The 25757-nt window shown below is 74.8% G+C and carries 24 protein-coding genes; 7 read left to right on the top strand and 17 right to left on the bottom strand.

The features are described 5' to 3' along the window. Positions 1–30 precede the first annotated feature (30 nt). Complete coding sequence (locus PUR56_RS32580; protein WP_329951586.1) at positions 31–1092, top strand: 3-dehydroquinate synthase family protein; 1062 nt, start codon at positions 31–33, stop codon at positions 1090–1092. Positions 1093–1198: 106 nt separating this feature from the next. Here PUR56_RS32580 and PUR56_RS32575 read toward each other — a convergent pair whose 3' ends face one another. Then, positions 1199–2146: a hypothetical protein gene (locus tag PUR56_RS32575; protein ID WP_443034602.1), complete on the bottom strand. Its 948-nt coding sequence runs from the start codon at positions 2144–2146 to the stop codon at positions 1199–1201. 135 nt (positions 2147–2281) lie between these two features. Here PUR56_RS32575 and PUR56_RS32570 point away from each other — a divergent pair, with 135 nt between their 5' ends. Continuing rightward, positions 2282–3316 (top strand): aldo/keto reductase, encoded by a 1035-nt coding sequence (locus PUR56_RS32570; protein WP_329951584.1) that lies wholly within the window; start codon positions 2282–2284, stop codon positions 3314–3316. 8 nt (positions 3317–3324) lie between these two features. Then, positions 3325–3726, top strand: coding sequence for a PPOX class F420-dependent oxidoreductase (locus PUR56_RS32565; RefSeq protein WP_329951583.1), 402 nt, complete (start codon positions 3325–3327; stop codon positions 3724–3726). A gap of 106 nt (positions 3727–3832) precedes the next feature. On the opposite strand, the gene PUR56_RS32560 is transcribed toward PUR56_RS32565, so the two are convergent. The 7 genes from PUR56_RS32560 to PUR56_RS32530 all read right to left on the bottom strand — a co-directional run bounded on the left by PUR56_RS32560 (position 3833) and on the right by PUR56_RS32530 (position 11598). Next, complete coding sequence (locus tag PUR56_RS32560; RefSeq protein WP_329951582.1) at positions 3833–5197, bottom strand: cytochrome P450; 1365 nt, start codon at positions 5195–5197, stop codon at positions 3833–3835. Positions 5198–5201: 4 nt separating this feature from the next. After that, positions 5202–6059, bottom strand: coding sequence for an SAM-dependent methyltransferase (locus PUR56_RS32555; RefSeq protein WP_329951581.1), 858 nt, complete (start codon positions 6057–6059; stop codon positions 5202–5204). Between the two features lie 7 nt (positions 6060–6066). Further along, positions 6067–6909, bottom strand: coding sequence for a methyltransferase domain-containing protein (locus PUR56_RS32550; protein WP_329878914.1), 843 nt, complete (start codon positions 6907–6909; stop codon positions 6067–6069). Between the two features lie 109 nt (positions 6910–7018). After that, positions 7019–8611 carry a serine hydrolase domain-containing protein gene (locus PUR56_RS32545; RefSeq protein ID WP_329951580.1) on the bottom strand — a complete coding sequence of 531 codons (1593 nt, stop codon included), beginning with the start codon at positions 8609–8611 and terminating at the stop codon, positions 7019–7021. 3 nt (positions 8612–8614) lie between these two features. Beyond that, positions 8615–9721 carry an LLM class flavin-dependent oxidoreductase gene (locus tag PUR56_RS32540; protein WP_329951579.1) on the bottom strand — a complete coding sequence of 369 codons (1107 nt, stop codon included), beginning with the start codon at positions 9719–9721 and terminating at the stop codon, positions 8615–8617. After that, positions 9718–10371, bottom strand: a complete 654-nt coding sequence (locus PUR56_RS32535) for an HAD-IA family hydrolase (protein WP_329951578.1) — start codon at positions 10369–10371, stop codon at positions 9718–9720. Before PUR56_RS32535 ends, PUR56_RS32540 begins: the two co-directional genes overlap by 4 nt. Before the next feature lie 60 nt (positions 10372–10431). Next, positions 10432–11598: an aminotransferase class I/II-fold pyridoxal phosphate-dependent enzyme gene (locus PUR56_RS32530; protein ID WP_329951577.1), complete on the bottom strand. Its 1167-nt coding sequence runs from the start codon at positions 11596–11598 to the stop codon at positions 10432–10434. Positions 11599–12283: 685 nt separating this feature from the next. On the opposite strand from PUR56_RS32530, the gene PUR56_RS32525 reads away from it, so the two are divergent. Genes PUR56_RS32525 through PUR56_RS32510 form a run of 4 tightly spaced genes read left to right on the top strand, consistent with a single transcriptional unit; the run spans position 12284 to position 15934 of the window. After that, the gene (locus PUR56_RS32525; RefSeq protein WP_329951576.1) at positions 12284–12568 is read left to right on the top strand and encodes a phosphopantetheine-binding protein; all 285 of its coding nucleotides are present in this window, start codon (positions 12284–12286) and stop codon (positions 12566–12568) included. Between the two features lie 18 nt (positions 12569–12586). Then, positions 12587–13972, top strand: coding sequence for an alkaline phosphatase family protein (locus tag PUR56_RS32520; protein ID WP_329878920.1), 1386 nt, complete (start codon positions 12587–12589; stop codon positions 13970–13972). A gap of 40 nt (positions 13973–14012) precedes the next feature. Continuing rightward, positions 14013–14552, top strand: coding sequence for a type II 3-dehydroquinate dehydratase (locus tag PUR56_RS32515; RefSeq protein ID WP_329951575.1), 540 nt, complete (start codon positions 14013–14015; stop codon positions 14550–14552). 11 nt (positions 14553–14563) lie between these two features. Beyond that, a complete protein-coding gene (locus PUR56_RS32510; protein WP_329878922.1) occupies positions 14564–15934 on the top strand; it encodes an alkaline phosphatase family protein in 1371 nt (456 codons plus the stop codon). Positions 15935–16068: 134 nt separating this feature from the next. On the opposite strand, the gene PUR56_RS32505 is transcribed toward PUR56_RS32510, so the two are convergent. The 9 genes from PUR56_RS32505 to PUR56_RS32465 form a co-directional block, all read right to left on the bottom strand. Further along, entirely contained in the window at positions 16069–16977 is a 909-nt protein-coding gene (locus PUR56_RS32505) for an ROK family protein (RefSeq protein WP_329951574.1), read from the bottom strand. Positions 16978–17005: 28 nt separating this feature from the next. Then, entirely contained in the window at positions 17006–17401 is a 396-nt protein-coding gene (locus PUR56_RS32500) for a VOC family protein (RefSeq protein WP_329878924.1), read from the bottom strand. A 68-nt stretch (positions 17402–17469) separates the two neighbouring features. Then, positions 17470–17838, bottom strand: coding sequence for an MmcQ/YjbR family DNA-binding protein (locus PUR56_RS32495; RefSeq protein ID WP_329951573.1), 369 nt, complete (start codon positions 17836–17838; stop codon positions 17470–17472). A gap of 159 nt (positions 17839–17997) precedes the next feature. Further along, complete coding sequence (locus PUR56_RS32490) at positions 17998–18951, bottom strand: transglutaminase domain-containing protein (RefSeq protein WP_329951572.1); 954 nt, start codon at positions 18949–18951, stop codon at positions 17998–18000. A 43-nt stretch (positions 18952–18994) separates the two neighbouring features. Continuing rightward, positions 18995–20230, bottom strand: a complete 1236-nt coding sequence (locus PUR56_RS32485; protein ID WP_329878927.1) for an LLM class flavin-dependent oxidoreductase — start codon at positions 20228–20230, stop codon at positions 18995–18997. Further along, entirely contained in the window at positions 20230–21495 is a 1266-nt protein-coding gene (locus PUR56_RS32480) for a Gfo/Idh/MocA family protein (protein WP_329951571.1), read from the bottom strand. The genes PUR56_RS32485 and PUR56_RS32480 overlap by 1 nt, the downstream gene beginning before the upstream one ends. Beyond that, complete coding sequence (locus tag PUR56_RS32475; protein ID WP_329878929.1) at positions 21492–22265, bottom strand: SDR family NAD(P)-dependent oxidoreductase; 774 nt, start codon at positions 22263–22265, stop codon at positions 21492–21494. The genes PUR56_RS32480 and PUR56_RS32475 overlap by 4 nt, the downstream gene beginning before the upstream one ends. Further along, on the bottom strand, positions 22265–24631 hold the full coding sequence (locus PUR56_RS32470) for an AMP-binding protein (protein WP_329951570.1): 2367 nt from the start codon (positions 24629–24631) through the stop codon (positions 22265–22267). The genes PUR56_RS32475 and PUR56_RS32470 overlap by 1 nt, the downstream gene beginning before the upstream one ends. Next, positions 24624–25736 carry a radical SAM protein gene (locus PUR56_RS32465; protein ID WP_329951569.1) on the bottom strand — a complete coding sequence of 371 codons (1113 nt, stop codon included), beginning with the start codon at positions 25734–25736 and terminating at the stop codon, positions 24624–24626. The genes PUR56_RS32470 and PUR56_RS32465 overlap by 8 nt, the downstream gene beginning before the upstream one ends. Positions 25737–25757: the final 21 nt, after the last annotated feature.

Genomic DNA, 25757 nt, shown 5'->3' with positions numbered 1-25757 from the left:
ACGGGCATCCGGAGTCGGCACCCTGTGGACATGACGACTCCTCGACGGATCGACGTACGGCTGGGTGACCGCTCCTACCCCGTGCACATCGGCCCCGGGGTCCGGCACCTGCTCCCCTCCGTCGTGGCCGCCACCGGCGCGGCCCGGGCCGTGGTGGTGTCGGCCCGCCCGCCGGAGGAGGTCCCGGACCCGGGCGTGCCGTCCCTGCTCGTCCCGGCCCAGGACGGCGAGCACCGCAAGACCCTGGCCACGGTGGAGGAGCTCTGCCGGGCCTTCGCCGGATACGGCCTGACCCGCCACGACGTGGTGGTCTCCTGCGGGGGCGGCACCACGACCGACGCGGTCGGCCTGGCCGCGGCGCTGTACCACCGCGGGGTGGCCGTGATCCATCTGCCGACCACCCTGCTGGCGCAGGTGGACGCGGCGGTCGGCGGGAAGACCGCGGTCAACCTGCCCGAGGCGAAGAACCTGGTCGGCGCCTACTGGCAGCCCCGGGCCGTGCTGTGCGACACCGACCACCTGCGCACCCTCCCGCCGGTGGAGTGGGCGAACGGGTACGGCGAGATCGCCCGCTGCCACTTCATCGGCGCCGGCGACCTGCGCGGGCTGCCCGTCCACGAGCAGATCGCCGCGAGCGTCGCCCTGAAGGCCTCGGTGGTGGCCGCCGACGAACGGGACGGCGGGCTGCGGCACATCCTCAACTACGGACACACCCTGGGCCACGCCCTGGAACGGGCCACCGACTTCGCGTTGCGGCACGGCGAGGGCGTCGCGATCGGCACGGTGTTCGCCGGGCGGCTGGCCGGTGCGCTGGGCCGGATCGGCCCGGAGCGGGTGGCCGAGCACCTGGCGACGGTGCGCGCGTACGGGCTGCGCGAGCGGCTGCCGGCCGGAGTGGGGACGGCGGCCCTGATCGCCCTCATGCGGCAGGACAAGAAGGCCCTGTCGGGCACGGCGCTCGCGTTCGTGCTGGACGGGCCGCGCGGTGTCGAGCTGGTGCCGGACGTGCCCGAGCAGGTGGTGGCCCGCACCCTGGACGCGATGGAGCGCGAGCCGGAGGGGAGCCGCCCGGCCGCGCCCGACGGACCCTAGGCGCCCGCGGACCCGGCGGACCCCGGACACCGGCGAACCCGGCGGCGTCCGGGATCAGGGATCCGAGATCCGGGGTCCGGGTCCGGGGTCCGTCCGGCGGGAACGGTCAGAGCCGGCCGTGGGCCCGCAGGGTGCGCAGGGCGTCCAGGGTGACGATCGGGCGCCACTCGGCCGCCGAGCCCGGGGCCCAGAGCCGCCACAGCACGGGCCAGCCGCCGTCCTCCTGCTGCACGGCGGCCAGGTGGTCCAGGCAACGCGCCACTTCCTGCTCGGTGAACCACTCCCGGGCGAGCGAACGGGGGCTCCGCAGGACGTCGGTGACGTAGTGGTACTCCCCCGCCGCGTACGCGGGGTGGACCGGAAACTCCTCGGCCCGCGCCGGGTCGGTCACCACCAGCCGCTGGTCGCGGACGAGTTCGCCGAGCCGCTGGGCGGACTTGGCGGCCCGCCCCCGGTCCGGAACGCCGTCCAGGAAGGCGAGGGCGGCCTCCACCTCGTACGGGTGGGAGGAGGTCAGACCGTCGACGGCCTGCCAGCAGAACTCGGTCGCGGCGTCCAGCCACGGGTCCTCGATGCCGTTGCGGTGCAGCCGGCCGACGATCACACCGGTGGCCAGCAGGCTGCCGGGCGGGTTAGGCCGCACCGTGAGGACGGCCGAGGACGGGTAGCCGGCGATGCCGGGATGGAGCGTCGGCAGGCCCCCGTCGGGCGAGGTCAGACTCGGCAGGTGACTGCGGAGCCGAGCCGTGCGGGCGGCGTCGCACCGGCCGATCTCGTCCAGGACGTTGAGCGCCGCGGCCGCGGCCAGCGGCTGCGAGGACGGCCCGCGCACGTCCGCCTCCAGCGCGTACGCGTAGCCGCCGTCGGGGCGGACGTAGGCGGCGAGCGCGGTCTCCACGGCGTCGGCGCCGCCGCCGAGGAAGTGGTGGGCGAAGCGGTGCTGCTCCAGCGGACGGGCGGAGAGCCAGACGAACCATTCGGCGCGTTCGAGGACGGTACGCACGCGGGGCCTCCCGAGGTTGTGCAGAAAGGGTACTGACGGAGCGTCAGCCATCGGGCGAGAAGTACCATACCAGCCGACCTGGAGAGAAAACGGACATCTCGCACACGTCCCCTGGCGTGCCCGTGGCCGCTGGGTCAGAGTGGAACCGTTCATCCGACCGGTCCGACGACGGAGGGCACACGTCGCATGAGACACAGGATTCTGGGCGGCACCGGCATATCGGTCAGCGAATTCGCCCTCGGGGCCATGATGTTCGGCTCCTGGGGCAACACCGACGAGGAGGAGGGCGTCCGGACGATCCGGCTGGCCCTGGACGCGGGCATCAACCTCGTGGACACCGCCGACATCTACGGCGACGGCGGATCGGAGCGGATCGTCGGCCGGGCGATCCGGGGCCGCCGGGACGACGTCGTCCTCGCCACCAAGTTCCACAGCCCGATGGGCCCGGACGCCAACCACCGCGGGAACTCCCGGCGCTGGATCACGCGGGCGGTGGAGGGATCGCTGCGCCGCCTCGACACCGACCACATCGACCTCTACCAGGTGCACCGGATCGACCCGGACACCGACATCGACGAGACGCTCTCCGCGCTCTCCGACCTCGTCCGCTCCGGCAAGGTCCGCGCGGTCGGCACCTCCAACTTCCCCGCGGACCAGATCGTCGAGGCCCAGTGGGTCTCCGAACGGCGCGGACACGTCCGGTTCCGCAGCGAGCAGCCGCAGTACTCCGCCCTCGCCCGCTCCGTGGAGACCCACGTCCTGCCGACCGCACAGCGGCACGGCATGGGCGTCCTGCCCTGGGGGCCCCTGGGGGCGGGCTGGCTCACCGGCCGGGAGATCCGGCCGGGCGTCGGGCGGGCCGTGCTGGAACAGCGCAAGTTCGACCTCTCCGTCCCGGAGAACGCCGCCAAGGCGAAGGCGGTGGCCGAGCTGCGCAAGGTGGCCGCCGACGCGGGGCTGTCGCCGGCGCACCTCGCGCTGGCCTTCGTCCAGTCCCATCCCGCCGTCACCTCCGTCCTCCTCGGCCCGCGCACGCCGGGGCAGTTGACCGACCTGCTGGGCGCGGCCGGGGTGGAACTCGACGACGAGGTGCTCGACCGGATCGACGCGATCGTGCCGCCCGGCGTCGACCTCAACCGCGCCGACCACCACTGGGTGCCGCAGTCGCTGACCGACCCCTCGCTGCGCCGTCGGCGCACCGCTCCCCGGCGGGAGGCGTGATGGCCCGCGTGCCGTTGACCGAACACGCCAGGGCCGTGCTGGCGGCGCCGGTGTTCGCCGTGGTGGCGACCCTCCGCGCGGACGGCACGGTGCACCAGTCCGTCGTCTGGGTCGGCCACGACGGCACCGACCTGCTCTTCGGGATCGAGCGGGGCAGCCACAAGGAGCGCAACCTGCGGCGCGATCCGCGGATCTCGGTGCTGCTGCACCCGGCCGACGCCCCGTACACCTACCTGGCGGTGCGCGGGACGGCGTCGATCGAGCCGGTGAAGCTGCACGACGGGCTGATGGACGAGATGTCGCGCCGGTACACCGGGAAGTCGCACGCGGAATTCCTCGGCGAGCTGCTGCCCGCCGAGGAGGACCTGCTGGTCGTGCGGGTCGCCGTGGAGTACCTGCTGGACCGGTGAGGAGGCGGCGGGCGCCGGGGTGTTCCCCCGCGCCCGCCGCAGCAGGCCCGCCACAGCCGGCCCGCCGCAGACCGGTCAACGCAGCCCGGCCCGACGCGCAGCCCGGTCAGCGCAGTTCGGTCACCATCGGCAGCTCGCCCATGCCCACCAGAGCCCGCGGCTTGGGGTGGACGGGCGTGTCCGACGTGGGCCGCAGCCGCCAGCGCGCGGCGATCGTGGCGAGCGCCAGCGTGGTCTCCATCATCGCGAAGTCGTCGCCGATGCACTTGCGGCTGCCCGCGCCGAACGGGATCATCGCGCCGCGCGGCACGTCGCCCACCCGCTCGGGCGACCAGCGGTCCGGGTCGAAGCGCTCCGGGTCCGGGAAGAGCTCGCCGTTGCGGTGCAGCGCGTACGAGCTGTAGAAGACGACCGAGCCCACCGGCAGCCGGACGCCGCCCAGTTCGGTGTCGGCGGTGACGACCCGGGTGACCAGCCACCCCGGCGGGTAGAGCCGGAGCACCTCGTTCACCACCTGGCGGGTGTAGTCCAGCCCGTCCCGGCCGTGCGCGTCGGCTCCGCCCGACGCGGCGAAGGCGTCCGCCTCCTCCTGGAGCCGGCGCTCGTACTCGGGGTGCCGGCCGAGCAGTTGGAGCGCCCAGGCGAGGGCGGTCGCGGTGGTCTCGGTGGACGCGGTGAGGAAGTTCATCACCTGGTCGTGGATCTCCTGGTCGGAGAGTCCCCGGCCGTCCTCGTCGCGCGCGCCGAGCAGGCCGGACAACAGGTCGCCGTGGTCCTGGTCGGCTCCCCGGTAGTTCCGGATGATCGAGTCGATCAGCTCCCGGAGGTCCGCCAGGGCGCCCTCGAAGCGCCGCGACTCGGGCCCGGGCACCCGGTACACCAGACCGACCGGGGCGACCATCCGCTTGTACATGCCCTTGAGCACGATCGGCAGGCAGCGCAGGATCCGGTCCACGTGATCGGTCCCGATCTCGGTCGAGAGCAGCACCCGCGCGCCGATCCGGGCCGTCACGGCGTGCATCCGGTCGTTGGCCTCGATGGTGCCCCCGGGGCGCCAGCCGGCCGTCTCGGCGGCCATCTCCTCCCGCATCACCTGCGGGTAGGTGGCGATCCGCTCCCGCCGGAACGACGGCTGGACCAGCAGCCGCTGCCGCCGGTGGTCGGCGTAGGGGCAGTTGCCGAGGCTGTTGCCCATCAGCAGCTTGGTCTTCTCGTAGAACGGCCCGCCGCGGTCGAAGGTCCGCGGGTCCTTGAGCACCTGGCCGACGAGCTCGGGGTGGCAGACCATGTGGACGGTCCGGCGGCCCATCCTCAGTTCGACCACGTCGCCGTGGCGGGGCAGCCCGGTCAGGAACTCCAGCGGCCGGCGGCGCAGCGGCACCAGGTGGCCCAGCAGCGGCAGCGCACCCGGCGCGGTGGCCGCCGTCCAGTCGGCGGCGGCGGCGCCGGGCCTGGTCGCGGTGGACGACATCGGCTCAGCCCCCTTGCCGGGCGGCGGTGCCGGACGGCTTCCGGACGGTGACCACGGCGTAGCCGAGCTCGGTGATGTCGCCGAAACCGGCGAGGTCCTCGACCATGTAACGGAACTCCTCCTCGGTGACCTGATCCCGCAGCTTCTCCCCGCCGCGGAGGAGGTTGTGCCCGACCACCTGGTAGGACGGCCGGACGTACTCGCCGATGTCGGTGAAGTCCACGACCTCCAGGCCGGCGTCCCGCACACAGGTCTCGTACTGCTCCTGGGTGAGCATCGGACCCTGCTGGTAGTTCTTCATGGCGCCGTCCACCAGCCTGCGGTGCTCGTCGGTCTCCAGCGGGCGCAGCAGCACGAAGTCGGTCGCCACCAGCAGGGCGCCGGGGCGCAGCACCCGGGCGAGCCCGCTGAAGGCCCCGGTGCGGTCCTCGGCGTGGCAGATCGACTCGATCGCGTAGGCCGCGTCGAACGCGGCGTCCGGGAAGGAGAGTCCGAGCATGTCGTGGACCTCGAAGTCCACCGTGTCGGACAGCGCCAGCTCGGCGGCCAGCTCGGTCGACTGGCGGACCTGGCGCGGGCTGAGCGTGATGCCGGTGACGCGCACGCCGTGGCGGCGGGCGATCCGGGCGGTGGCCTTGCCGTTGCCGGAGCCGATGTCCAGCACGCGCTGACCGGGGGCGAGGAGGAGGCGGTCGGAGACGAAGTCGGTCAGCCGGTCGGCGGCCCGTTCGACCTCCTCGGGGTCGACCGGGCCGTCCCAGTAACCGCCGTGCAGGTAGCCGCCCATGGCGTCGGCCATGGCGTCGTTGACCCGGTCGTAGAAGGTGCCGAGGTCGTCGTCGGCGCGGGGGTCGGTGGTCATCGCCGGCTCACTTCTCCGTCCGGGTCGCGACCACGAGGAGGTGGCCGAACCCGGCCACGTCGATCATGTCGTGCGGGTTGAACCGGTCGACCAGCTCCGGGCCGTGGGCGGCGGACAGGTCGGTGGCCGCGCCGCTGATCCGCTCGGACAGCTCGACGAAGGTGCGGCGCAGGGTGGGCTCGCTGATGTCGGTCAGCTCCTCGAACCGGAAGCCGGCCCGGCGCAGCATCGGCGGGTAGTCCTCGGCCTGGATCATCGTCATCAGGAACTCCCGCAGGTACCGGTCCACGGCGGCCCGGCCGTTCTCCGGGATCGGCTCCCGCTCGAAGAAGTCGGTGAGCACCAGGCGCCCGCCCGGGCGCAGCACCCGGGCCACCTGCCCCAGCACATGGGCGCGGTCCGGCATGTGGATGATCGACTCCAGGGCGATCACGGCGTCGAAGGAGGCCTCGGCGAACGGCAGGTCCGTCGCATCGGCGTGTTCGAAGCGGGCCCGGTCGGCCAGGCCGAGCCTGTCGGCCAGGGCGTTGGCCCGCTCGACCTGGCGTCCGCTCACCGAGATGCCGGTCACCTGGGCGCCGGTGCGCAGGGCGATCCTGTTGCCGGGCGCGCCGGTGCCGCAGCCGAGGTCGAGGACGCGGGAGCCGTGGCCGATGTTCAGCCGGTCGGTCATGAGGTCGGTCAGCCGGTCGGTCGCCTCGGCGAGCGGGACGAGGCTGTCCGGGGAGTCCCAGTAGCCGAAGTGCAGGCTCTCGCCCAGGGTGGCGCTGCCCAGGTCGGTGTAGCGGTCGTAGAGCCTGCCCACCTCGGCGGGGTCGGGGAGGAACGGGAGCGCGGGCTGCTGTGCCATCGGGCGCCTTCCTGGCTGGGGGCCGGCCGGAGTGCGGGGCCGGGACGGGAGAGCGGGGGCGGAGCGTCGGGTGCAGGGCGTCGGGGGGCGGGGCTTCGGGGGCGGGGCGTCAGGTGAGCCCGAGATCCTGGTAGACCGCGTCGGCGATCCGGACGATGCGTTCGCGGTGCCGCTCGTGCTCGACCTTGCCGTTCAGGTGGACGGCCAGTACCAGGCCGGCGTCCGGGTCGGCGAACGCGACGGCGGTCCACAGCCCGTCGTGGCCGAAGGAGCGGGGCGAGGCGTGGGTGCCGAAGCTGGTGTACGCGGGACCGAGGGTGCGGCATTCGAGCCGCAGGCCGAAGCCCCAGTCGGCGTTGCCGTAGCGGTCGTGCAGCCCGGTGCGGTGGCGGGCGGTCAGCGCGGCCACCGTGGTCGGCGCGAGGATCCGGCCGCCGGGCGCGGCACCGCCGGCCAGCAGCATCTCCAGCAGCAGCCCGAGATCGCCCAGCGGGCCGCGGGTGTTCACCCCGGGCACGCAACGGGTGGTGGCACCGCGGGTCGACCAGAAGTACGTGGGCTGCGGGGTGTCGCCGAGGTTGCTGACGTGGATCAGCGGCAGCCGGTCGCCGTACGCGTCGTAGTCCTCCGGGGAGAGGTGGACCCTGGTGCGGTCCATCCCGCAGGGGCGCAGGATCTCCTGTTCGACGTACGCCGGGTAGTCCCGCCCGTCGATGGCGGGCAGCAGCCGGGCCAGCACGTACCAGGCCCACCACTGGCTGTAGTTGATGCCGGGCCCGGCGCCGGCGGGGCCCGGTTCCACGACGGTGGCGAGGGCGCGGCGGAGCCGCTCGTCGTCCGGGCCGGTGACCACGCCGTGCAGCGGGTCCGCGCCGGTGGGCACCGGGCCGGTGTGGGTGAGCAGGTCCATCGAGGTGATCGCGGACTTGCCGGCGGTCCCGAACTCGGGCAGGTAGTGGGCCACCGGGAGGTGGGGGTCGAAGTCGCCCGCCTCCCAGAGCCGGCCGAGCGCGACCGAGAGCAGCGGCTTGGCGCAGCAGTACCAGAGCGGCGCCGAGCCGGCCGACATGGCGACCCCGGGGCGGGCCAGGCCGAGTCCGACGTCGGCCAGCGGCTTGCCGTGCAGCGATGCGTAGAACTGCGCGCCGGGCGTCGAGGTGCCGACCTCGCGGCCCAGTTCGCGCAGGGTGCGCGGGAGGACGTCGGCGGCCCGGGCGACGGCGTCGACGTCGGCCGGGGCGGGGTCGGCGGTGCCCACCGGGACGGGTTCCGGACCGGCGGCGGGGGCGGCGCCCGGCGGCAGTGCGGCGGTGCCGGCCCGCAGGGCTGCGACCTGGCCGGCCCGGTCGCGCTGCAGCGCGGCGTCGACGAAGAACAGCAGGCTGAAGTTGCCGAGGACGGTGACGTCGCCGCGTTCCAGGATCTCCGCGCGGGCCCGGGCCGGGCCGAGCAGCAGGGTGTGGGCGGCGGCGTAGGGCAGGGTGAGCAGGAGTCCGGGCGGATCGCCGGCCGCCGCGGTCACCGCGAGCCGTCCGCCGGCGAGGTCCACCAGGAGGTCGGCGGCCGGGGCGGTGCCGGGCGGCGGGTCGGTGATCGCCAGGCGCAGGGCGACCGTGCTGCGCGGGGCCGGGTCGGGGGCGGCGAGCCGGCCGGCGGCGGCGAGCCAGTCCGGGGTGAGCAGGGCGGGGGCGGCGGTCGGCATCGGTCACCCCTCGCGGACGGGGACGGGGACGCGGACGGGGACCGGGGCGGGCGGCGCGGGCACCCGGGGGGCGACCTCCGCGGCGAACCTGCGCAGGCTCTCCGTCGCGGGGTAGTCGCGGAACCAGAGCAGGAACTCGCCCACCCCGGCCTCGGTGTACCGGGCGGCCCGCTCGACCAGCTGGTCCGGTGTCCCGTACAGGCTGCGGCGGGCGAGCAGATCGGGGTGGTGGCTCCAGAACACCACGACGTGCGGGGTGGAGAGCCAGCGGTCGCGCGCCACCCGGTCGTCGAAGACCCGGCCCTCGGCGACCAGCGCGTGCCGGACCTGTTCCGGGGCCAGGCCGAGCTCCTCCCGGCGGCGGCCGAAGGCCCGGATCGCGGCGGCGACCTGCTCGGGTTCGCCCTGCCACTGGACGGCGGCGCACTCGCGGACCGCGGCCTCGGGCAGCCGGGCGGCCGCGTCCGGTGCGGCGGCGTCCACCCGGACGGCCAGCGGGAGCCGGGGCTGGACCGGGACCGGTACCGCGTGCGCACCGGCGAGCGGGACGGCGGGGCCGGGCGCGTCGGTCCGGGTGCCGGACCACAGGGCCCGCAGGGCCCCGATGGTCTCGGCGAGCACGGGCGCGGGATCAGCCGCGAGGTCGGTCCCGGGGTGCGCCACGAGGTCGGCCGCGGGATCGGCCGCGGCCAGGGCGGTGCCGGGCACGGTGCCGGCCGCGACGTGCTCGGGGAGGGGTCCGGCGGTGGTCAGAGCGAGCGACAGCCGCCCCCCGGAGATGACGTCGGCGCAGGCGGCCTGTTTGGCGAGGACCACCGCGTTGCGGTGCGGCGGGCCCGCGGCCAGCAGGCCGAGCCGGATGCCGGGCAGGGTCGCGGCGAGCGCGCCGAGGGCGGTCCAGGCCTCGACCACCGGCTGTGCCTCGCGGCGCGGCAGGGTGTCGGTGCGGTCCTCCAGCCAGAGGGCGTGGTAGCCGCAGTCCCGGGCCAGCGCGGCGGTCTCGACGACGGTCCGCCAGGCTGCGGACCCGCCCAGGCCGGCCAGTTCGAGACCGGCGCCCTGCGGGGCCGCGACGCTCCAGCGCGGCGCCTGCGCCACCCCGGCGCTCACCGGGCACCCCCCTGCACCAGGGCGAGCAGGTCCGTCGGTCTGGCGAGCACGAAGTCTGGCTTCTCGTCGATGAGTTGATCGGTGGCGGTCTCGCCCCAGAGGGCTGCCGCGGTGGCGGTCCCGGCGGACCTCCCGCTCTGGATGTCGATCACCGCGTCGCCCACCATGACGGCGTCGCCGGGCTCGCTCGCGAGCCGGCGCAGTGCCTCCCGGACGATGTCCGGGGCCGGCTTGGGCCGGTCCACCTCGTCACTGCCGACGACGGTGTCCAGCAGCGGCAGCAGTCCGACCACCTCCAGGACGGTCCGCGCCCGGTCGCCGGACTTGCCGGTGGCGATCGCGGTCCGGACCTCCGACTCCCGGAGCCGCTTGAGCACCAGCGGCACGTCCGGGTACACCTCCACCTCGTGGATCAGCCGGTGGCTGGCCTCGACGAAGGGCCGCTCCATCCCTCCGGGCAGTCCCATCAGCCGCATGATGTCCGGGAAGTAGCGCCCCTGGTGGGTGCAGTACTCGTCGAACGGCGGCTCCCCGTCGCCCACGACCTCGCGGTAGGCCGCGGCGAACGCCTGGCGCATCACGCCGAAACTGTCGATGAGCACGCCGTCCAGATCGAACACCACGGTGGAAAATGCCTGATGCACCGTCATCTACTGCCGCTTCCTTGAGAGTTGGTCCGATCTGTCCGGACGGTGGGCTCGGCGGCGGGATCAGTTCGCGGCGACGACGTCCGCGAACACCTCGGCGAGCCGGTCGAGGACGGGGGTGTCGGCGAGCAGCACCCGGTGGTGCAGCCAGAGGCAGTCGGAGCCGATCTCCTCGGACACCGGGCAGCGCTTGGCGATCTCGTCGACGTCGCCGACGGCCGGCCCCTGGAAGTAGCCGGCGGTGCGGTAGACCGGTGGGAAGGCCACGAACGCGGGCACGCCGTGTTCGAGCAGCGCGTCCACCACGGCGAGCCGGCGATCGCGCGTGATGCCGGGGAGCCGGACCATCGCCATGTAGTGCGCCATGCGGTCGCAGCGCTCGTCGCGGTCCTGCGGCACCACCCCGGGGATTGCGCCAAGCAGGGCGGCCAGGTGCCGCGAGCGCTCCTCCCGAAGGGTCACCTGCGCCTCCAGGCGCGACAGCTGGCCGCGCAGCACGGTGGCGGAGAACTCGTTCATGCGGAAGTTGGAGCCCTGGGTGAGGTGGGCGTAGAGCCGGTCGCCCGGGGGGCGCCCGCAGCCGTGCCGCAGGTACGCCTCCCGGTGGGTCTCGTCGTCCGGCAGCAGCACGGCGCCGCCCTCGCCGGCCGTCATGAGCTTGCCGTTCTGGAAGCTGAACGCGGCGATCGAGCCGAGCTCGCCCACCCGGCTGCCGCGCCAGCGGGCCGAGTGCGCGTGCGCCGCGTCCTGGAGGACCGCCACGCCGGTGGCGGCGGCGAGTTCCGCCAGTGCGTCCATGTCGGCCAGTTGCCCGGCCATGTGGACCGGCATGACCACCTTGGTCCGCGGGGTGACGAGCCGGGCGGCGGCCTCGACGTCCAGGTTGTAGGTGTCCGGCCGGACGTCGCACGGGACGGGCACGGCGCCGACCCGCTGGACGGCCAGCGAGGTGGCGATGAACGTGAAGGCCGGGACGATCACCTCGTCGCCCGGCCCGACGCCGAGCACCGACAGGGCCAGCTCCAGCGCGTGCGTGCCGTTGGTGGTCGCGATGGCGCGGTGGGCTCCGTGCAGATCGGCGAACTCCCTTTCGAAGCTGTCGACTTCACTGCCCCCGTTGCGCCACCAGCCCTCCTGCTCCAGGACGCGCAGAAGGCCCTCACGCTCCTCGGCACCGTGCTGCGGCCAAGCGGGAAACGTCAGGGGCGACTGGACCGGAATGGATGACATGGGTCGGGCCTCTCGGTCGTGTGCGGCATGGGGGCAGGCCGCCGCACACGGGGGGCGACCCTGCTGCAAACCGGTCCGTCCGTCGGGCGGAGCCGCCGGACACCGGGTGTGACGCGACCCGCCGGACTGCCGCTCGGACGTGGGCGGGGCCACCGATCGAAAACCTCGGACCGGCCGGCCTCGGGCGTACTGCTCCGTGAGAAATGGCCGGCAGGGAGGGGGGTGGACAACCGTTCGCTCAGCCACGCAAATCATGGCCAGGTCATCCCGAACACGTCAACACCAAGCGTCCGACCGGGTTCGACGCCCATCGGCACCGGCGTTTTCCCGCCACCCGCCGACACGGTGTCGGACGACCGGGACGTCGCTGCGCAGAAACGCCCCGGGCTCCGTTCGCGACCGATCGTTCAGGCCGTCCGGACAGCAGGAAATGGCCAGAAGCACATGCCTGACGCGAAAAATACGTTCCCGTAAGGTGGTACGCCGCCGGGAAATGAACCATGCTCGGGAGCCTCGCCCCGCACGGCCCGCAGGCCGCTCCGGCCTGCTCCACCCGACCGCCCCCGGGGCCGGCCGCGCACATTCCGATCACTCCCGGTCGTTCACGAAGATCGATCGGAAACGCCGACGATCGTCGGCGATCATTCCCGCCGTCCTCCTCGCCTTCGCCGAAAGGACCCCCGCCGTGGAAGAGATCAAGGCCCGACTGCGCAAGGTTCTCGTGGACTCGCTCGAACTGTCCGTCGCGCCCTCCGAGATACCGGACCGCGGACTCGTCGAGGCCCTCGGACTCGATTCGATCAATACCATCGAGTTCCTCATCTGGGTGGAAAGCGAGTTCGGCGTGGAGATCGCCGACGAGGACCTTTCGATCAGACTGATCGACGATCTCGACCTCCTGGCGGAATACGTCCACGGCCGGACGTCCGGCATCGGAACCGGCGCCGGCACCGGCACCCCGGCCGCCTGAACCGGGGAGACGGCAGCCATGGCAGAGCGCGCCCTCGTCATCGGGCTCGACGGCATGCCCCGCACCCTGCTCGCCGAGCTCGCCGCCGACGGGGTCATGCCCCGCCTCGGCGCCCTGCTCGCCGAGGGGTACTGCGCCCCGCTGCGGGCCCCCGTCCCGGAGATCAGCTCCACCTCCTGGGCCACCTTCCTCACCGGCACCAACCCGGCACGGCACGGCATCTTCGGCTTCACCGACCTCGTCCCCGACGAGGGCTACCGGATCTGCTTCCCCAACCTGCTGCACCTGCGCGAACCCGCCCTCTGGGCACTCGCCTCCGCAGCCGGCCGCCGCACCGTCTGCCTCAACGTGCCGGGCACCTACCCGGCGCCCGCCGTCGACGGCGTGGTGGTCTCCGGCTTCGTCGCACCGCGCATCGAGAACGCCGTCACCCCCGGCCGCCTCCTCCCGGAGCTCAAGCGCTTCGCCTACGAGCTGGACGTCGAGGTGGGCGACGTCGCGGACGACCCGGCAGGCTTCCTGGCCCGCGCCGGACGCGCCCTCAGGGCCCGTACCGACGCCATGGTGCACGTCCTCACCCAGGAGCCGTGGGACCTCGGCATCGCGGTCCTCACCGAGACCGACCGGGTCCACCACTTCCTCTGGCGCGCCGTCGCCGACCCCGCCGACCCGCTGCACGGCGCGGTCCGCGACTTCTACCGCCTGGTCGACGACTGCGCCGGCCGGCTGGCCGACGTCTGCCGCCCCGACGAGGAGCTCTTCCTGGTCAGCGACCACGGATTCGGCCCCGTCGACCGGCAGTTCTACCTCAACGCCTGGCTGCGGGAGGCCGGCCACCTCGCCGACCTCGACACCACCGCGAAGCTCGCCGACCTCGACACCCGCAGCCACGCCTTCGCCCTCGACCCGGCCCGGATCTACCTCCACCGCAAGCACCGCTTCCCGCGCGGCGGCCTGACCGACACCGAGGCCGACGCGCTCGCCGACGAGATCGCCGACGAGCTGCTGCGGCTGCGCGGCGACGGCGTCCGCGTCGGCACCGACGTGGACGGCCCGCTCCTGGTCGCCGCGGTCCACCGCCCCGCCGAGCTCTACCACGGCCCACTGCTCGACCACGCCGCCGACCTGCTCGCCCTGCCCGCCGGGGGCGTGCAGCTGCGCGGCGCCTGGGGCGGCAGGGCGCCGCTGCGCACCGACACCCTGACCGGCACCCACACCCGCGACAACGCCCTGTTCTACCGGCGCGGCGCCGCCCCGCCGCCCGCCGCCCCGGGCGGCACCGGACCCGCCTCGCTGGACATGCTCGACGTCGCGCCGACCCTGCTCGCCGCCGTCGGGGTCCACCCGCTCGGGCTGGACGGCGCCGTCGTCCTCGGCGCCGGCGGAACGGCGCGGGCGACGTGACCCGGCGAAGCCGCCGGACGAGGGGGAGGTGCGGGCGCCCGTGAGCCGGATCCTGCTGCTCAACGGCCCCAACCTCGGCACCCTCGGCACCCGGCAACCCGAGATCTACGGCACCACCACCCTCGCCGAGATCGAGGCCGCCGTCGCCGAGGAGGCCGCCGTCCGCGGCTGGAAGGTCGTCTCCGCGCAGCACAACGGGGAGGGCGAGCTGATCGACGCCCTGCAACGGCACGGCGACGTGGCGGGCGCGGTGGTCAACCCGGGCGCCCTGATGATCGCGGGCTGGGGCCTGCGCGACGCGCTCGCCGACTTCGGCCCGCCCTGGATCGAAGTGCACCTGTCCAACGTCTGGGCCCGCGAGAGCTTCCGCCACACCTCGGTGACGGCGCCGCTGGCCGCCGGCGTGGTGATGGGCATGGGGGCGCTCGGCTACCGCGTCGCCGCCCGCTCGCTCACCCTGCTGGTGCCCGCCGACCGCCCCTACGGTCACCCCGACAACAGCCCCGCCGACAGCCCCTCCGACCGCCCCTGCGACCGCCCCGACGACAAGGCCCAGGCCGTCCTCGGACCGACTCCCTGAGGGAGAACCAGATGCCCCACCCCGGCCGGGTGGCCGTGATCGGACTCGACTCGGCGACCCCGCAGTTGCTGTTCGACCGGTTCGCCGACGACATGCCCGTCCTGACCGCGCTGCGCCGGCGCTCCCTGTGGGGCCCCATGCGCAGCGTCGACCCGCCCATCACCATGCCCGCCTGGTCCTGCATGATGTCCGGCCGCACCCCGGGGGAACTCGGCGTCTACGGCTTCCGCGACCGCGCCGCCCACGACTACGGCCCGCTCGCCTTCGCCACCTCCCACAGCATCCGGGCGCCCCGGATCTGGGACGAGATGACCGCCGCCGGCCGCGACAGCGTCGTCCTGGGCGTCCCCGGCACCTACCCGACCACCCCGATCCGGGGCGCCATGGTCTCCTGCTTCCTCGCCCCCTCCACGCGGGCCCAGTACACCTCCCCGCCCGGACTGCGCGACGAGATCGAGAAGCTCACCGGCGGGTACGCGCTCGACGTCGAGAACTTCCGCTCGCCCGAACTCGCCCGGGTCTCCCAGCAGATCTTCGACCTGAGCGAGCAGCGCTTCCAGGTCGCCCGGCACCTCGCCACCACCCAGGACTGGGAGTTCCTCTCCTTCGTCGACATGGGACCGGACCGGCTCCACCACGGCTTCTGGAAGTACTGCGACCCCGAGCACCCCCGGCACGAGCCCGGCAACCCCTACATCGACCTCTTCCGCGACTACTACCGGGCGCTGGACCGGCACATCGGAGAGTTCCTGGCCTGCCTGCCCGAGAACACCACCGTCCTGGTGGTGTCCGACCACGGCGCCCAGCCGATGGTCGGCGGACTCTTCATCAACGAGTGGCTGCGCAAGGAGGGTCTGCTCGTCCTCGCCACGGAGCCTGCCGGGCCCACCCCGATGGCCAAGGCGGACGTCGACTGGAAACGCACCACCGCCTGGGCGGAGGGCGGGTACTACGGCCGGATCTTCCTCAACGTCGAGGGCCGCGAACCGCACGGCACCGTGCCCGCCGGCGAGTACCAGGACACCCTCGACCGGATCGCGACCGCCCTGGAGCTCCTGCCCGACGACGCCGGACAGCCGATGGGCACCCGGGCCCTGCGCCCCGACCAGCTCTACCCCGAGGTCAACGGCATCGCCCCCGACCTCCTCGTCTACGTGGGCAACCTGCGGTGGCGCGCACTCGCCACGCTCGGCATGGGCCAGGGGCTGTACACCACGGAGAACGACACCGGCCCGGACCACGCCAACCACGGGGACACCGGGGTCTTCCTGCTCGACTCCCCCGGTGTCACGCCGGGCCGGGCCGACGGCCTCTCGATCTACGACGTCGCGCCCGCGCTGCGGGAGCTGCTCGGGCTGCCCGGCGGGCGGCTGCCGCACTGACGGCGGACACCCGAACGCCCCTCCGACGTTCCCGGGAGGGGCGTTCGGGTGTTCGGGTGTTCGGGGCGGGTCCGGGAAGGCCGCGGGACGGCACCGGACGGGGTGCCCGGGGGTTCGGGAGGCCGGGGCGCCGGTCAGCCGTCCGCCGCCCCGCGGGCCAGCAGCAGCGCCCCGTGCAGCGAGGCCCGGGCCCCGCAGCGCGCCCGGCGGACGGCCGGCGGGGCGACCCCGGGCCGGGCCAGCCGGCGGACCTCCCGCCGCACCGCTCCGACCAGCCCCGGGACCCCGTGTCCGAACCCGCCGCCCAGCCGCACCTCGGCGCACTGGAGCAGCTCCCCGAGGTTGACCACCGCGACGGCCAGCGCCGCCGCCGTCTCCCGCAGCGGTCCGAGCGCCCAGGCCCGGCCCTCGGCGAGCCCGGCCCGGAACTCCGCCGGGCCGACCGGCGCACCCCGGGCCGCGGCGGCCCGGGCCAGCGTCGCCGGGCCGGAGGCCACGGCCTGGAGGCATCCGGTCCGCCCGCAGACGCAGCCGGCGCCGCCGGGGTCGACCACCAGGTGGCCGACCTCGGCGGCGCCGCCGTACGGGCCGGTGTGCAGCCGGCCGCCGAGCACGATCCCGCCGCCGACGCCCGTCCCCAGCCCCAGGTAGGCCAGGTCACGGACGCCGCCGCGGGCGGCCTCGGCGAGCGCGGCGAGGTTGCCGTCGTCCTCGTACCGGACCGGGACGCCCGGCAGGACCCGCTCCAGCACCGTGTCCAGCCGCAGCCCGGCCCAGGAGGGCCGGGAGGGCCAGGAGGTGAGCCGGCCGTCCCGGACGGTGGCCGGCAGGGCGAGCCCGGCCGACCGGACGGCGCCCGGACCGGCCGCGCCGGTGATCCGGACGACCGCCGCGGCGAGCGCCGCCAGATCGGCCTCCCGGCCGACCCTGAGGTCGGCCGGGCGCGGCCAGTCGAAGCGGGCGTGCACCGGTCGGCGCAGGCCCGGGCGTTCCAGCACGAGGGCGACCTTGGTCCCGCCGACGTCGATCCCCAGCAGTGTCACGACCCGGGCCTCCGTGGGGAGATCGGTCCTACAGCGCGGAGTACAGGTCGACGGCGTTGCCGTCCGGGTCGAGGACGATCGCGTAGTGCTGGCCCCAGACCGCGTCCCAGGGCTCGATGTGGCCGACGTAACCGGCGCCCACCAGCTCCTTGTACTTGGCGTCGACGGACGCCGCGTCCGGGAACTCGAACGCGACGGCGAAGCGGTGGCTGCCGGCGGTCGGCGCCTGCCACTCCGCGTCGTAGCTGCGGACGGTCTCGACCGAGTCCCAGGCGAGCTTCAGACCGCCGTCGAGGACCACCTCGACGTGCGGCGCGGAGTCCGCCTCGGCGGGGATGTCGAGCCCGAGGCGGCGGTAGAACGCCAGGGACTTGGCCAGGTCGTCAGCGACGATCGCGAACAGGGTCAGCTTCGGGACTGCCATGAGCAGTGCTCTCTCTCGCTCGGTTCGTGCAGGTCAGTGCGGGTCGGGAACGGGACCGCCGGCCGGCCTCAGCCGCGCTGCAGCCGGAGCCGGTCGCGGGCCGCCTTGGGCATGCCCGCGACGACGCGGTCCCAGGAGTGCTCCACCATCTCCCGTACTTCGGGGACCGGGACGGTGGAGTCGAGGACGACCGTGTTCCAGTGGCGCTTGTTGACGTGGTACCCGGGTCCCACGGCCGGGTACTGGTCGCGCAGATGGAGCGCGAGGTCCGGCTCGCACTTGAGGGTGACCTGGGCCGTCTGGTCCGACGTCTCGTCCTGGAGGATGGCGAAAACCTTGCCCTCCACCTTGAACACCGTCGCGCCGGGGCCGAACGCCTCGTCGTCGGTGGTGCCCGGGAGTTCCAGCGCGAAGTCGGACAGCTCTTGCGGAGTCATGCCCCATCCTTCCGTCGTCCAAAGAGAGTTGGGGCCCCACGGCTCCAGGGTCAGTGCCCAGCCTAGGCCGTGCGCGGAGTGGTCACGGCCACGACACAGGCCGTAGCGGGGAGATGTCCGAAAACCGACTGTCGCCCCTGCAAGGGCCGGTCGGGCGGTTCAACCGCCCTCCTCGATCCGCTCGGTGGGGAGCGACACCTGGGCCCACACGCCGGCGTGGCTGACCACCTTGGTGAAGCGGTCGGAGAGCCGGTGGAAGAGCGCGCCGGGCCGGCCGTCGGGCGGGAACGACCGGGCGTCCAGCCCGCCCCAGTCGTTCAGCGCCCGGACGAGCAGCGGATCCACCGGCACCCACACGCCGTCGACCAGGAACTCCGCCCAGCAGTGCGGCGTGGAGTAGGGCTGGGCGACCAGCAGCCCGAAGGAGAACCGCGTCCTCATCCCGCGCCGTTCACCCTCGGAGACCAGCCAGGCGGCGGCACCCCCGCAGTCCGCCATCCGGGTGTGCCACATGAACTCCTGGTCCCAGCGCACCGCCTCGGGCAGCAGGAAGAACCCGATGCCCTCCACCTCGGCAAGCAACTCCCTGATGTTCGATGGAAGTTCGGGCCAGGAGGCGACCGGCCGGACGAGCAGCCCGGCCAGCCGGGCGTCCACCGGCCCGCCCTCGGCCCGCCGCCGCCCGGCGGCGGTCAGCACCCCGTACCCGCACCGCCCCGGGTGCCCGGGGGCCGGGCACCCGGCGACCACCTCCACCCGGTAGCCCCGGCCGCTCCCTTCCGGGCCGGCCGGGGCCGCGGTCTCCAGGGCCTTGGCCCAGGACCGCATGGAGCGGCTCTGCACCGAGACCAGACCGAGGTGCAGGGCGGTGTTGCCGAGGTCGTACCCGTCGTAGAGCCGGTCGCCGCCCCCGCCGACGTACGGGACGCCGGCGGTGGTGAGGGCGGCGAGCAGCTCGGGCCGGATCCGGTGCAGCCGGCGGGCGCCCGTCGCGGTGACGGCGAAGCGCCGCTGCCGGTCCGGCACCTGCCGCAGCCGCCGGACGAGCTCGTCGAGGGCGGCGGGCTCCGGCACGTGCTGTTCGCGTGCCGTGCTGCCGACGGGTGTCGCCATCGGGGGTTCCTCCGGGTCGCTCGGATCGTCGGGTCGCTCGGGTTCAGTCGATGTAGCCGAGGGCTTCGAGGCGCGCGGCGACCTCGTCCTGTTCGTCCGCGCTGTACGGGCCCGGGACGGCGGCGGGGACCGCCGTCCGCCCCTGCTCCCGCGGTCCGCCGTCCGCCCGGTCACCGGCGGGCGCGTCGGGCCCGTCGGCCTCCGCCTCCTGCGCGGCGAACGGGGAGAAGTCCGCCAGCCGGGGCAGCACGCCCTCCGCGTACAGCTCCATCGACCGGATCGCCTCGGCGCCCGCGATGTCACCGAACACGAACTCGCCGAACAGCGTGTTGAAGCAGCCCTCCAGGGCCGCCGCCCGGATCCGCTCGGCCACGGTCTCCGGGGAGCCGACGAACACGAGGTTCTGGTCCAGCAGGAACTTGAAGTCGTGGCAGCCCGCCAGGATGTCGGCGGTGCTGAGCCTGCTGGCCGGCGCGGCCGGCGTGCCGGAGCGCTTCACCGAGCCGTAGCGCAGGGTGTTGACGAAGGCGTCGACGACCTGGTCCGCGGCCCGGGACTCCGCCTCGGCGTCGGTCTCGGCCACGTGCACCAGGCTCCAGTAGCCGATGTTCGGCTCCCCCGTCCGGCCGCCCGCCCGCCACCAGTCGACGAAGTGGCGGTAGACCGTGGCCGTCGCCGCGCGCGGCACGATCATCGTCGAGGCGGTGTGGCCCCCGATCGTCGCCAGGTAGCGGAGCGTCGCGCGGTCGCCGGTGGGGATCCAGATCGGCGGGTGCGGTCGCTGCACGGCGCCGAAGGACAGCTCGATGTCGCGCATCCGGTGCACCGGACCGTCGAAGTCGAAGGGCCCCTCGGCCGCGAACGCGGTGCGCAGCAGGTCCGCGCACTCGCGGTTGAGCACCTTGCGCCTGGCGAAGTCGGCGCCGAACGGCAGGAACGGCTCGTCGCTGACGCCCGAGGCGAGCCCCACCTCCAGCCGGCCCCCGAGGAGTTGGTCGAGGGTGGCGACCTCCTCGACCACGTGCAGCGGGTGGCGCAGCGGCGGCACCCAGCCCATCGGCCCGACCCGGATGCGCTCCGTGCGCAGGGCGGCGCCGGTGGCGAACGCCACCGGGGAGGACATCCAGCTCTCCCGGGGGGTGCAGTGGTGCTCCACCGAGAAGGCGTAGTCGAAGCCCAGCCGGTCGGCGGCCTCGACCTCCCGCCACAGCTCGTCGTAGCGGTCCCGGACGGTGAGGTTCTCACGGCCCCAGACGTGGGTGAAGTAGGCGGTTTTCATCAGCGGCTCCGGTGCGGGAGGTCGGCGGTTCGGGGGTGGGGTGCGGTGGCGGGTCCCGGGTCGGTGGCGGGTCCCCGGTCGGGGGCGGGGCGGCCGGCCGACGCGTACAGCCGGTCGACGCAGGACGCGAGGACGGCGATCTCGGCGAGCGAGTCGGGGGCTCGCCCCGTTCCCGCCACCGACCCGGGGCCGGGGCCCGGTCCCGGTCCCGGGCCGTCGGAGCGGGCCCGGACGAGCCGCCGGGCGAGTTCGTCGACCTGGCGCCCGTACTCGGCGCCGACCGGCTCCTCGGGCAGCGGGACGCTCTCCTCCCGGCCGCGCCGCAGCACGGTGAGCGAGGAGCGGCCGAGGCGGTGCGGGCTGAAGCCGAAGGTGCCGCGCAGCACGGCGACGCCCTCGGAGCCCTCCACGGTGATCACGGTGCTGTCCAGCGGCTGGTGCGAGGCCCACCGGGACTCCACGGTGACCGCCACGCCGGTCGTGGTGAGCAGGAAGCCGCGGGCGGTGTCCTCGACCCGCTCGGCGGGGGCTCCCGGTGGCCGGCCGGACGGGGCACCGGGCGCGACCGGGCGGGCGCTCCAGTCGGCCGCTCCCTCGGCCCGCCCCAGCCAGTCGCCGGAGAGGCTGCCCAGGGCCCGCGCGACGTCGGGCCAGCCGAGCAGGTCGAACCCGACGTCCAGCAGGTGCCAGCCGAGGTCGAGCAGCGCACCCCCGCCGGCCAGCCGGCGGTCGGTGAACCAGCCGTCGCGCTGCGGGATCCCCGCCGCCCTGGTCCAGTTGAGGCCGAGAGCGCGGATCTCGCCGAGGTCCGGCAGCAGGGCCGCCAGCGCCCGGACGTCGCCGCGGTGGCGGGCCGCGCTCCACGCGTGCACCCCCGCGCCGGGCGCGGTCGCGGCGCGCAGCGCCCGGGCCTCCTCGCCCGTCCGGCAGACCGGTTTCTCCACGAACACCGGGACCCCGCGCCGCAGCAGCACCCGGGCCGCCGGGACGTGAAGGTGGTTGGGCAGCGCCACGACGGCGGCGTCCAGCGGGACGTCCGCCAGCTCCTCCGGCCGTGCGGCGACCGGCACGGCGCGGCCGGCCGGGGCGACCGCGCGGGCCGCCTCCGGGTCGGCGTCCACCACGGCGGCCACCTCGAACACCGGGTGCGCCTCCAGCAGCGGCACCCAGACCTCGCGGGCCACCCAGCCGGCACCCAGGACGGCGGTGCGCAGCGGTGCGGCGCCGGTGCCGGGAGTGGTGCCGGCGCCCGGGGCGGTGCTCAAAAGCGCGCACCGCCGTCCACCACGAGGGTGTTGCCGCTGACGTAGGAGGCCCCCGGGGAGAGCAGGAACGCCACCGCGGCGGCGACCTCCTCGGGCTCGCCGAGCCGGCCGGCGCCGATGAACTTGAGGACGAGGTCGCGCTCCTCCGGCGAGAAGTCCATGACCTCGGCCCGGATCGCCCCCGGTGCCACCACGTTGACGGTGATGCCGTGCTTGCCGACCTCACCGGCCAGCGAGGCGGCCCACGGCTGGAGGGCCCCCTTGGTGGCGGCGTAGGCGCTGTGGCCGGGCAGGCCGCTGGTGCCGGCCCGGGAGCCGAACAGCACGATGCGTCCGTACCGGGCCCGCATCATCGGCCGCAGGCACGCCTTGGCGAGGTTGATCGAACCGGCCAGGTTGACCTGGAGCAGGGTCTCCAGCGCGGCGGCGTCGGTGGCCATCGCGAGACGGCGGGTGCGCAGCCCGGCGGCGGCCACCAGGCCGTCGATCCGGCCGAACCGGTCGAGGGCGGTGCCGGCCAGCCGGGCGGGGCCGTCCGGGGTGGCCAGGTCGGCCTGGACGGGGACGAACGTGCCGCCGGTCTCGGCGATCTCGGCGGCGAGCTTCTGCACCCGCTCCTCGCCGTGGTGGTAGCCGGCGACCACGGTGGCCCCCAGGTCGGCGAGGTGGCGGGCCACGACCCGGCCGATGTCCCCGGAGGCTCCGGAGACCACGACCACCCGGCCGTGCTGTCCCATGCTGTCCGCGATGCGGGCGGAGGATTCGCCCATCAGTCGGCCTCCTTCACGATGACGAGATGACAGGGGGAGCCCTCGAACGGCAGCCTGCGGACGACGTCGGCGCCCGCTTCGGCCAGCCCGGCGGCGAGCGCGTCGAGGGTGGGCCAGTCGGTGCCGCCGTGGGTCAGCCAGTCGAGGGCGAGTTCGGCGCCGCCGGCCAGGTCGGGCGCGGCGGCGGTCGCGGGATCGCCGGCGGACGGCAGGAACACGTCGTCGACGAGCAGCCTCCCGCCGGGCCGCAGGGTCTCCAGCAGTTCGGTGAGCCGCGCGCCCGAGGCGGGGTCGTGCACGGCGTTGGCGACGACGCAGAGGTCCGCCCCGCCGCGCGGCGGATGCGGCCCGACGGTGACCCGCCCCGCCTCGACGGCCTCGACGACCGCCGGCGCGGGCGGTCCTGCGAGCCGGCCCGCCTGCCAGAGGTGGCCGGTGGCGGTGGGGTCGGCGGCGAGCAGGCGCTCCAGGTAGCGGCCCGCGCCGGCGGTGACCTCCACCAGCCGCGCGCCGGGGCGCGGGCGGAGCAGCCGGAGTCCGAGGGCGGTGCGGGCGTGGGCCGCCGGCCCGCCCATGGCGCCCTGGTAGGCCCGGACCAGCGCGGTGTGCGCCGGGTCGGCGGCGGAGCGGCGGTCGAAGTCGCGCCCGGCGAGGCCGGCGCGGGCGACGGCCGCCAGGGTCTCGCGGGTGACGAGGTCGCGGGAGAGGCGTTCCTCCAGCTCCACGAAGGCGATCAGCTCGGCGGCCCGGACGCGCGGCCCGGCCGGGTCCGGCCCGGTGGCGGGGTTCGCGGCGGGCCCGGTGGCGGGCGCCGTCGCGGGCCCGGCGTCGAGCAGGCCGAGCGCGGTCGCGGTGTCCAGCAGCAGTTCCAGGGCGCGCGGGTCGCAGCCCGACCCGGCACTGAGTTCGGCGAGCCCGGTCCCGTCGGAGAGCGCGTCGAGCAGCCCCAACCGGTGCAGGGCGAAGAGCAGTTCGGAGGCCTTGTAGGCCCGGGCGGCGGCGAGCGCGCGCGGGGTGAGCCGGTAGCGGGGCGCGGCGGCGGCCTTCCCGGCGGCGGTCCGCGGCAGCGCGGCCCGCAGGAGGAAGGTGTCGGGGACCTTGTACGGGGCGAGGCGCTGCTCGGCGTACGCGCGCAGCTCCTTCTCGTCCGGCCCGCCGGTGGCGACCACGATCTCGGCGACGATGCCGTCCTCGCCCTCGTGGGCGCGGCGCCGCGCTCCGACCCGGACCTCCCGTACGCCGTCGTGGCCGCGGAGCACCGCCTCGATCTCCAACGGGGCCACCCAGCGTCCGCCGCGCCGCACGGCGGTGCCCTCGCGGCCGAGGACGCGCAGGGTGTTCCCCTGGCGCCGGGCCAGGTCACCGGTGTCGTGCCAGTCGGCGAGCGCGTCGGTGCGGATCCGGAGCAGCCCCGGACCGTCCGGCGTCTCGGCGCCGGTGGCGCGGTCGACGAGCCGGACGGTGACGCCGGGCAGCGGGGAGCCGCTGTCGAGCGGGGCGAGCCCGGCCGGCCCGGCGAGGACGGCACCGAGCTCGGTGGAACCGTAGTTGCGGGCCAGTCCGATCCCGTAGGCCTCGCGGAACAGGGCGTCGAGCGCGGCGTCGACCGGGCCCGCGCCGACCATGGCGATCCGCAGCGCCGGGGCGGGCGGCGGGTCCTCCGGGGCGGCCCGCCGGGCCTTCAGCCGGCGGCGGGTGGCGAGCAGCCGGGCGGTGGCGGGTACCAGGGCCACCACGGTGGCGCCGTCCGCGAGTTCACGGCCCACCCGGCCGAGCGCGGTGGGCGGGACGGGCCGCAGGGCCGCCCCGGTGAGCAGGCCGCCGCAGAGCCAGCCGAGTGCGTACGCGTGGGAGAGCGGGACCGGCAGCAGCAGGGTGTCCCGCGCGGTGAGGCCGACCCCGTCACGGTAGCGGCGGGCCTCGGAGAGCCAGCTCGCCTCGGAGCGCCGCACCAGCTTGGGCGCACCGGTCGACCCCGAGGTGGGCAGCAGCACCGCGGGGGCGTCCCCGGACTTCCGGCCGGGCGTACCGGTCGGCCGCAGGCCGGCCGCGTCCAGGACCCGGCCGCCGCCGGCGGCGGCGAGCAGCCGGGCGACCTCGGCGTCCGGCGTGTCGGGGGCGACCGGGAGCGGGTGGGCGCCGGCCGCCAGCAGGGCCAGGAAGGCGGTCACCCAGGCGGGTTCGTTGGGCTGCCGCAGGACCACCGCCTCGCCCTCGACGCCCTCGGCGGCGAGCGCGTCCGCGGCGGCCCCGGCCGCGGCCAGGAGGGCGCCGGCGGTCAGGCCCGGCAGCACCTCCCGGTCGGGGTCGAGCCGGCCGACGGCGCCGAGCAGCGTCTGCGGGCCGGACCCTGCGGCGTCAGACATCGGCGCCCGCCAGGTAGTCGGCCTTGGCCTGCTCGATCATGCCGCGGATCCGGGGCGGGGCGTAGGTGGGGGCGGCGCACAGTTCGTCGAGGGTGATCTCGCTCTCGAAGTACATCGACAGGGTGTCCCACGGGGTGAAGCAGCCGTGGCAGGCGCTCAGCCGCGGCCGGGGGGCGAGCAGCGCCTGGTAGAGGCCGCTGGAGCCGAGCTTGTCGAGGACGCCCTCGGCCTCGTCGGACAGCACGTTGCCCATGTCGGAGAACCAGATGTTGGGGCAGGGGGTGACCACCCCGTCGCTGAAGGTGGAGACGACCAGCCGGGGCAGGTGGCAGCGGAAGGTCCGCTTGCCCTCGCGGTAGAAGCTGAGCAGCCGGTCGAAGTACGGACGCGGCGGCAGGATGTCGGCGAACTCGTCGTAGCGCCGGACGAGTTCCTCGATGTGGCCGATCTGGTCCGGCCGGACCTTGAAGGTCTCGGAGTCCGGGCCGCGCACCGGGAACGGGAAGAAGGTGGGCGGGTTGTCGAAGCCTCCGAGCCAGCCCGCGAACTCGCACAGCTCGGTGATGCTGCGGTCGTTGAGGACGCCGTAGATCTCCACCGGCAGGCCGGATTCCAGGATCCGGCCGATCGTGCGGAGCACCTTGGCGTGCAGGGACTCGGACTGCACCCGGTAGCTGTTGCCGGTGTACAGGTGGCTGTCCAGCGAGATCTGGAGGACGACGTTGCCGAAGGAGCGCAGCCGTGCCAGCTGCTCCTCGTTGACCAGGACGCCGTTGGTCTGGATGACCAGGACCTCGTAGTGGGCGGACTGCTCCTCCAGGAAGTCCATGATGCCGCGGACCAGGAAGATCTCACCGCCGGTCACCTTGAGCAGCGGCAGGTCGAAGCGGCCGTGCAGCCGGCCGGCCACGGTGTTGATGCGCCGCCCGAGGTCGGTGGTCGGCGAGTAGTCGTCGCGCTTGGGCGGGTCGAAGATGAGCTTGAGGGAGTGGCCCTCCTTGAGGTTGCTCTGCCCGGTCAGGCAGTAGGTGCAACTCAGGTTGCAGGAGTCCTCGTTGATGACGAGGTCGTTGCCGATCAGGGGAAGTGGCGTGGTGGACGGCATGGGGTCTCGGTCCTTTCGCGG

Source organism: Streptomyces sp. BE303 (assembly GCF_036290945.1).
Taxonomy (GTDB): Bacteria; Actinomycetota; Actinomycetes; order Streptomycetales; family Streptomycetaceae; genus Kitasatospora.
The sequence above is the reverse complement of the archived record's forward strand: the minus strand, read 5'-3'. Positions and strand labels throughout refer to the sequence as shown.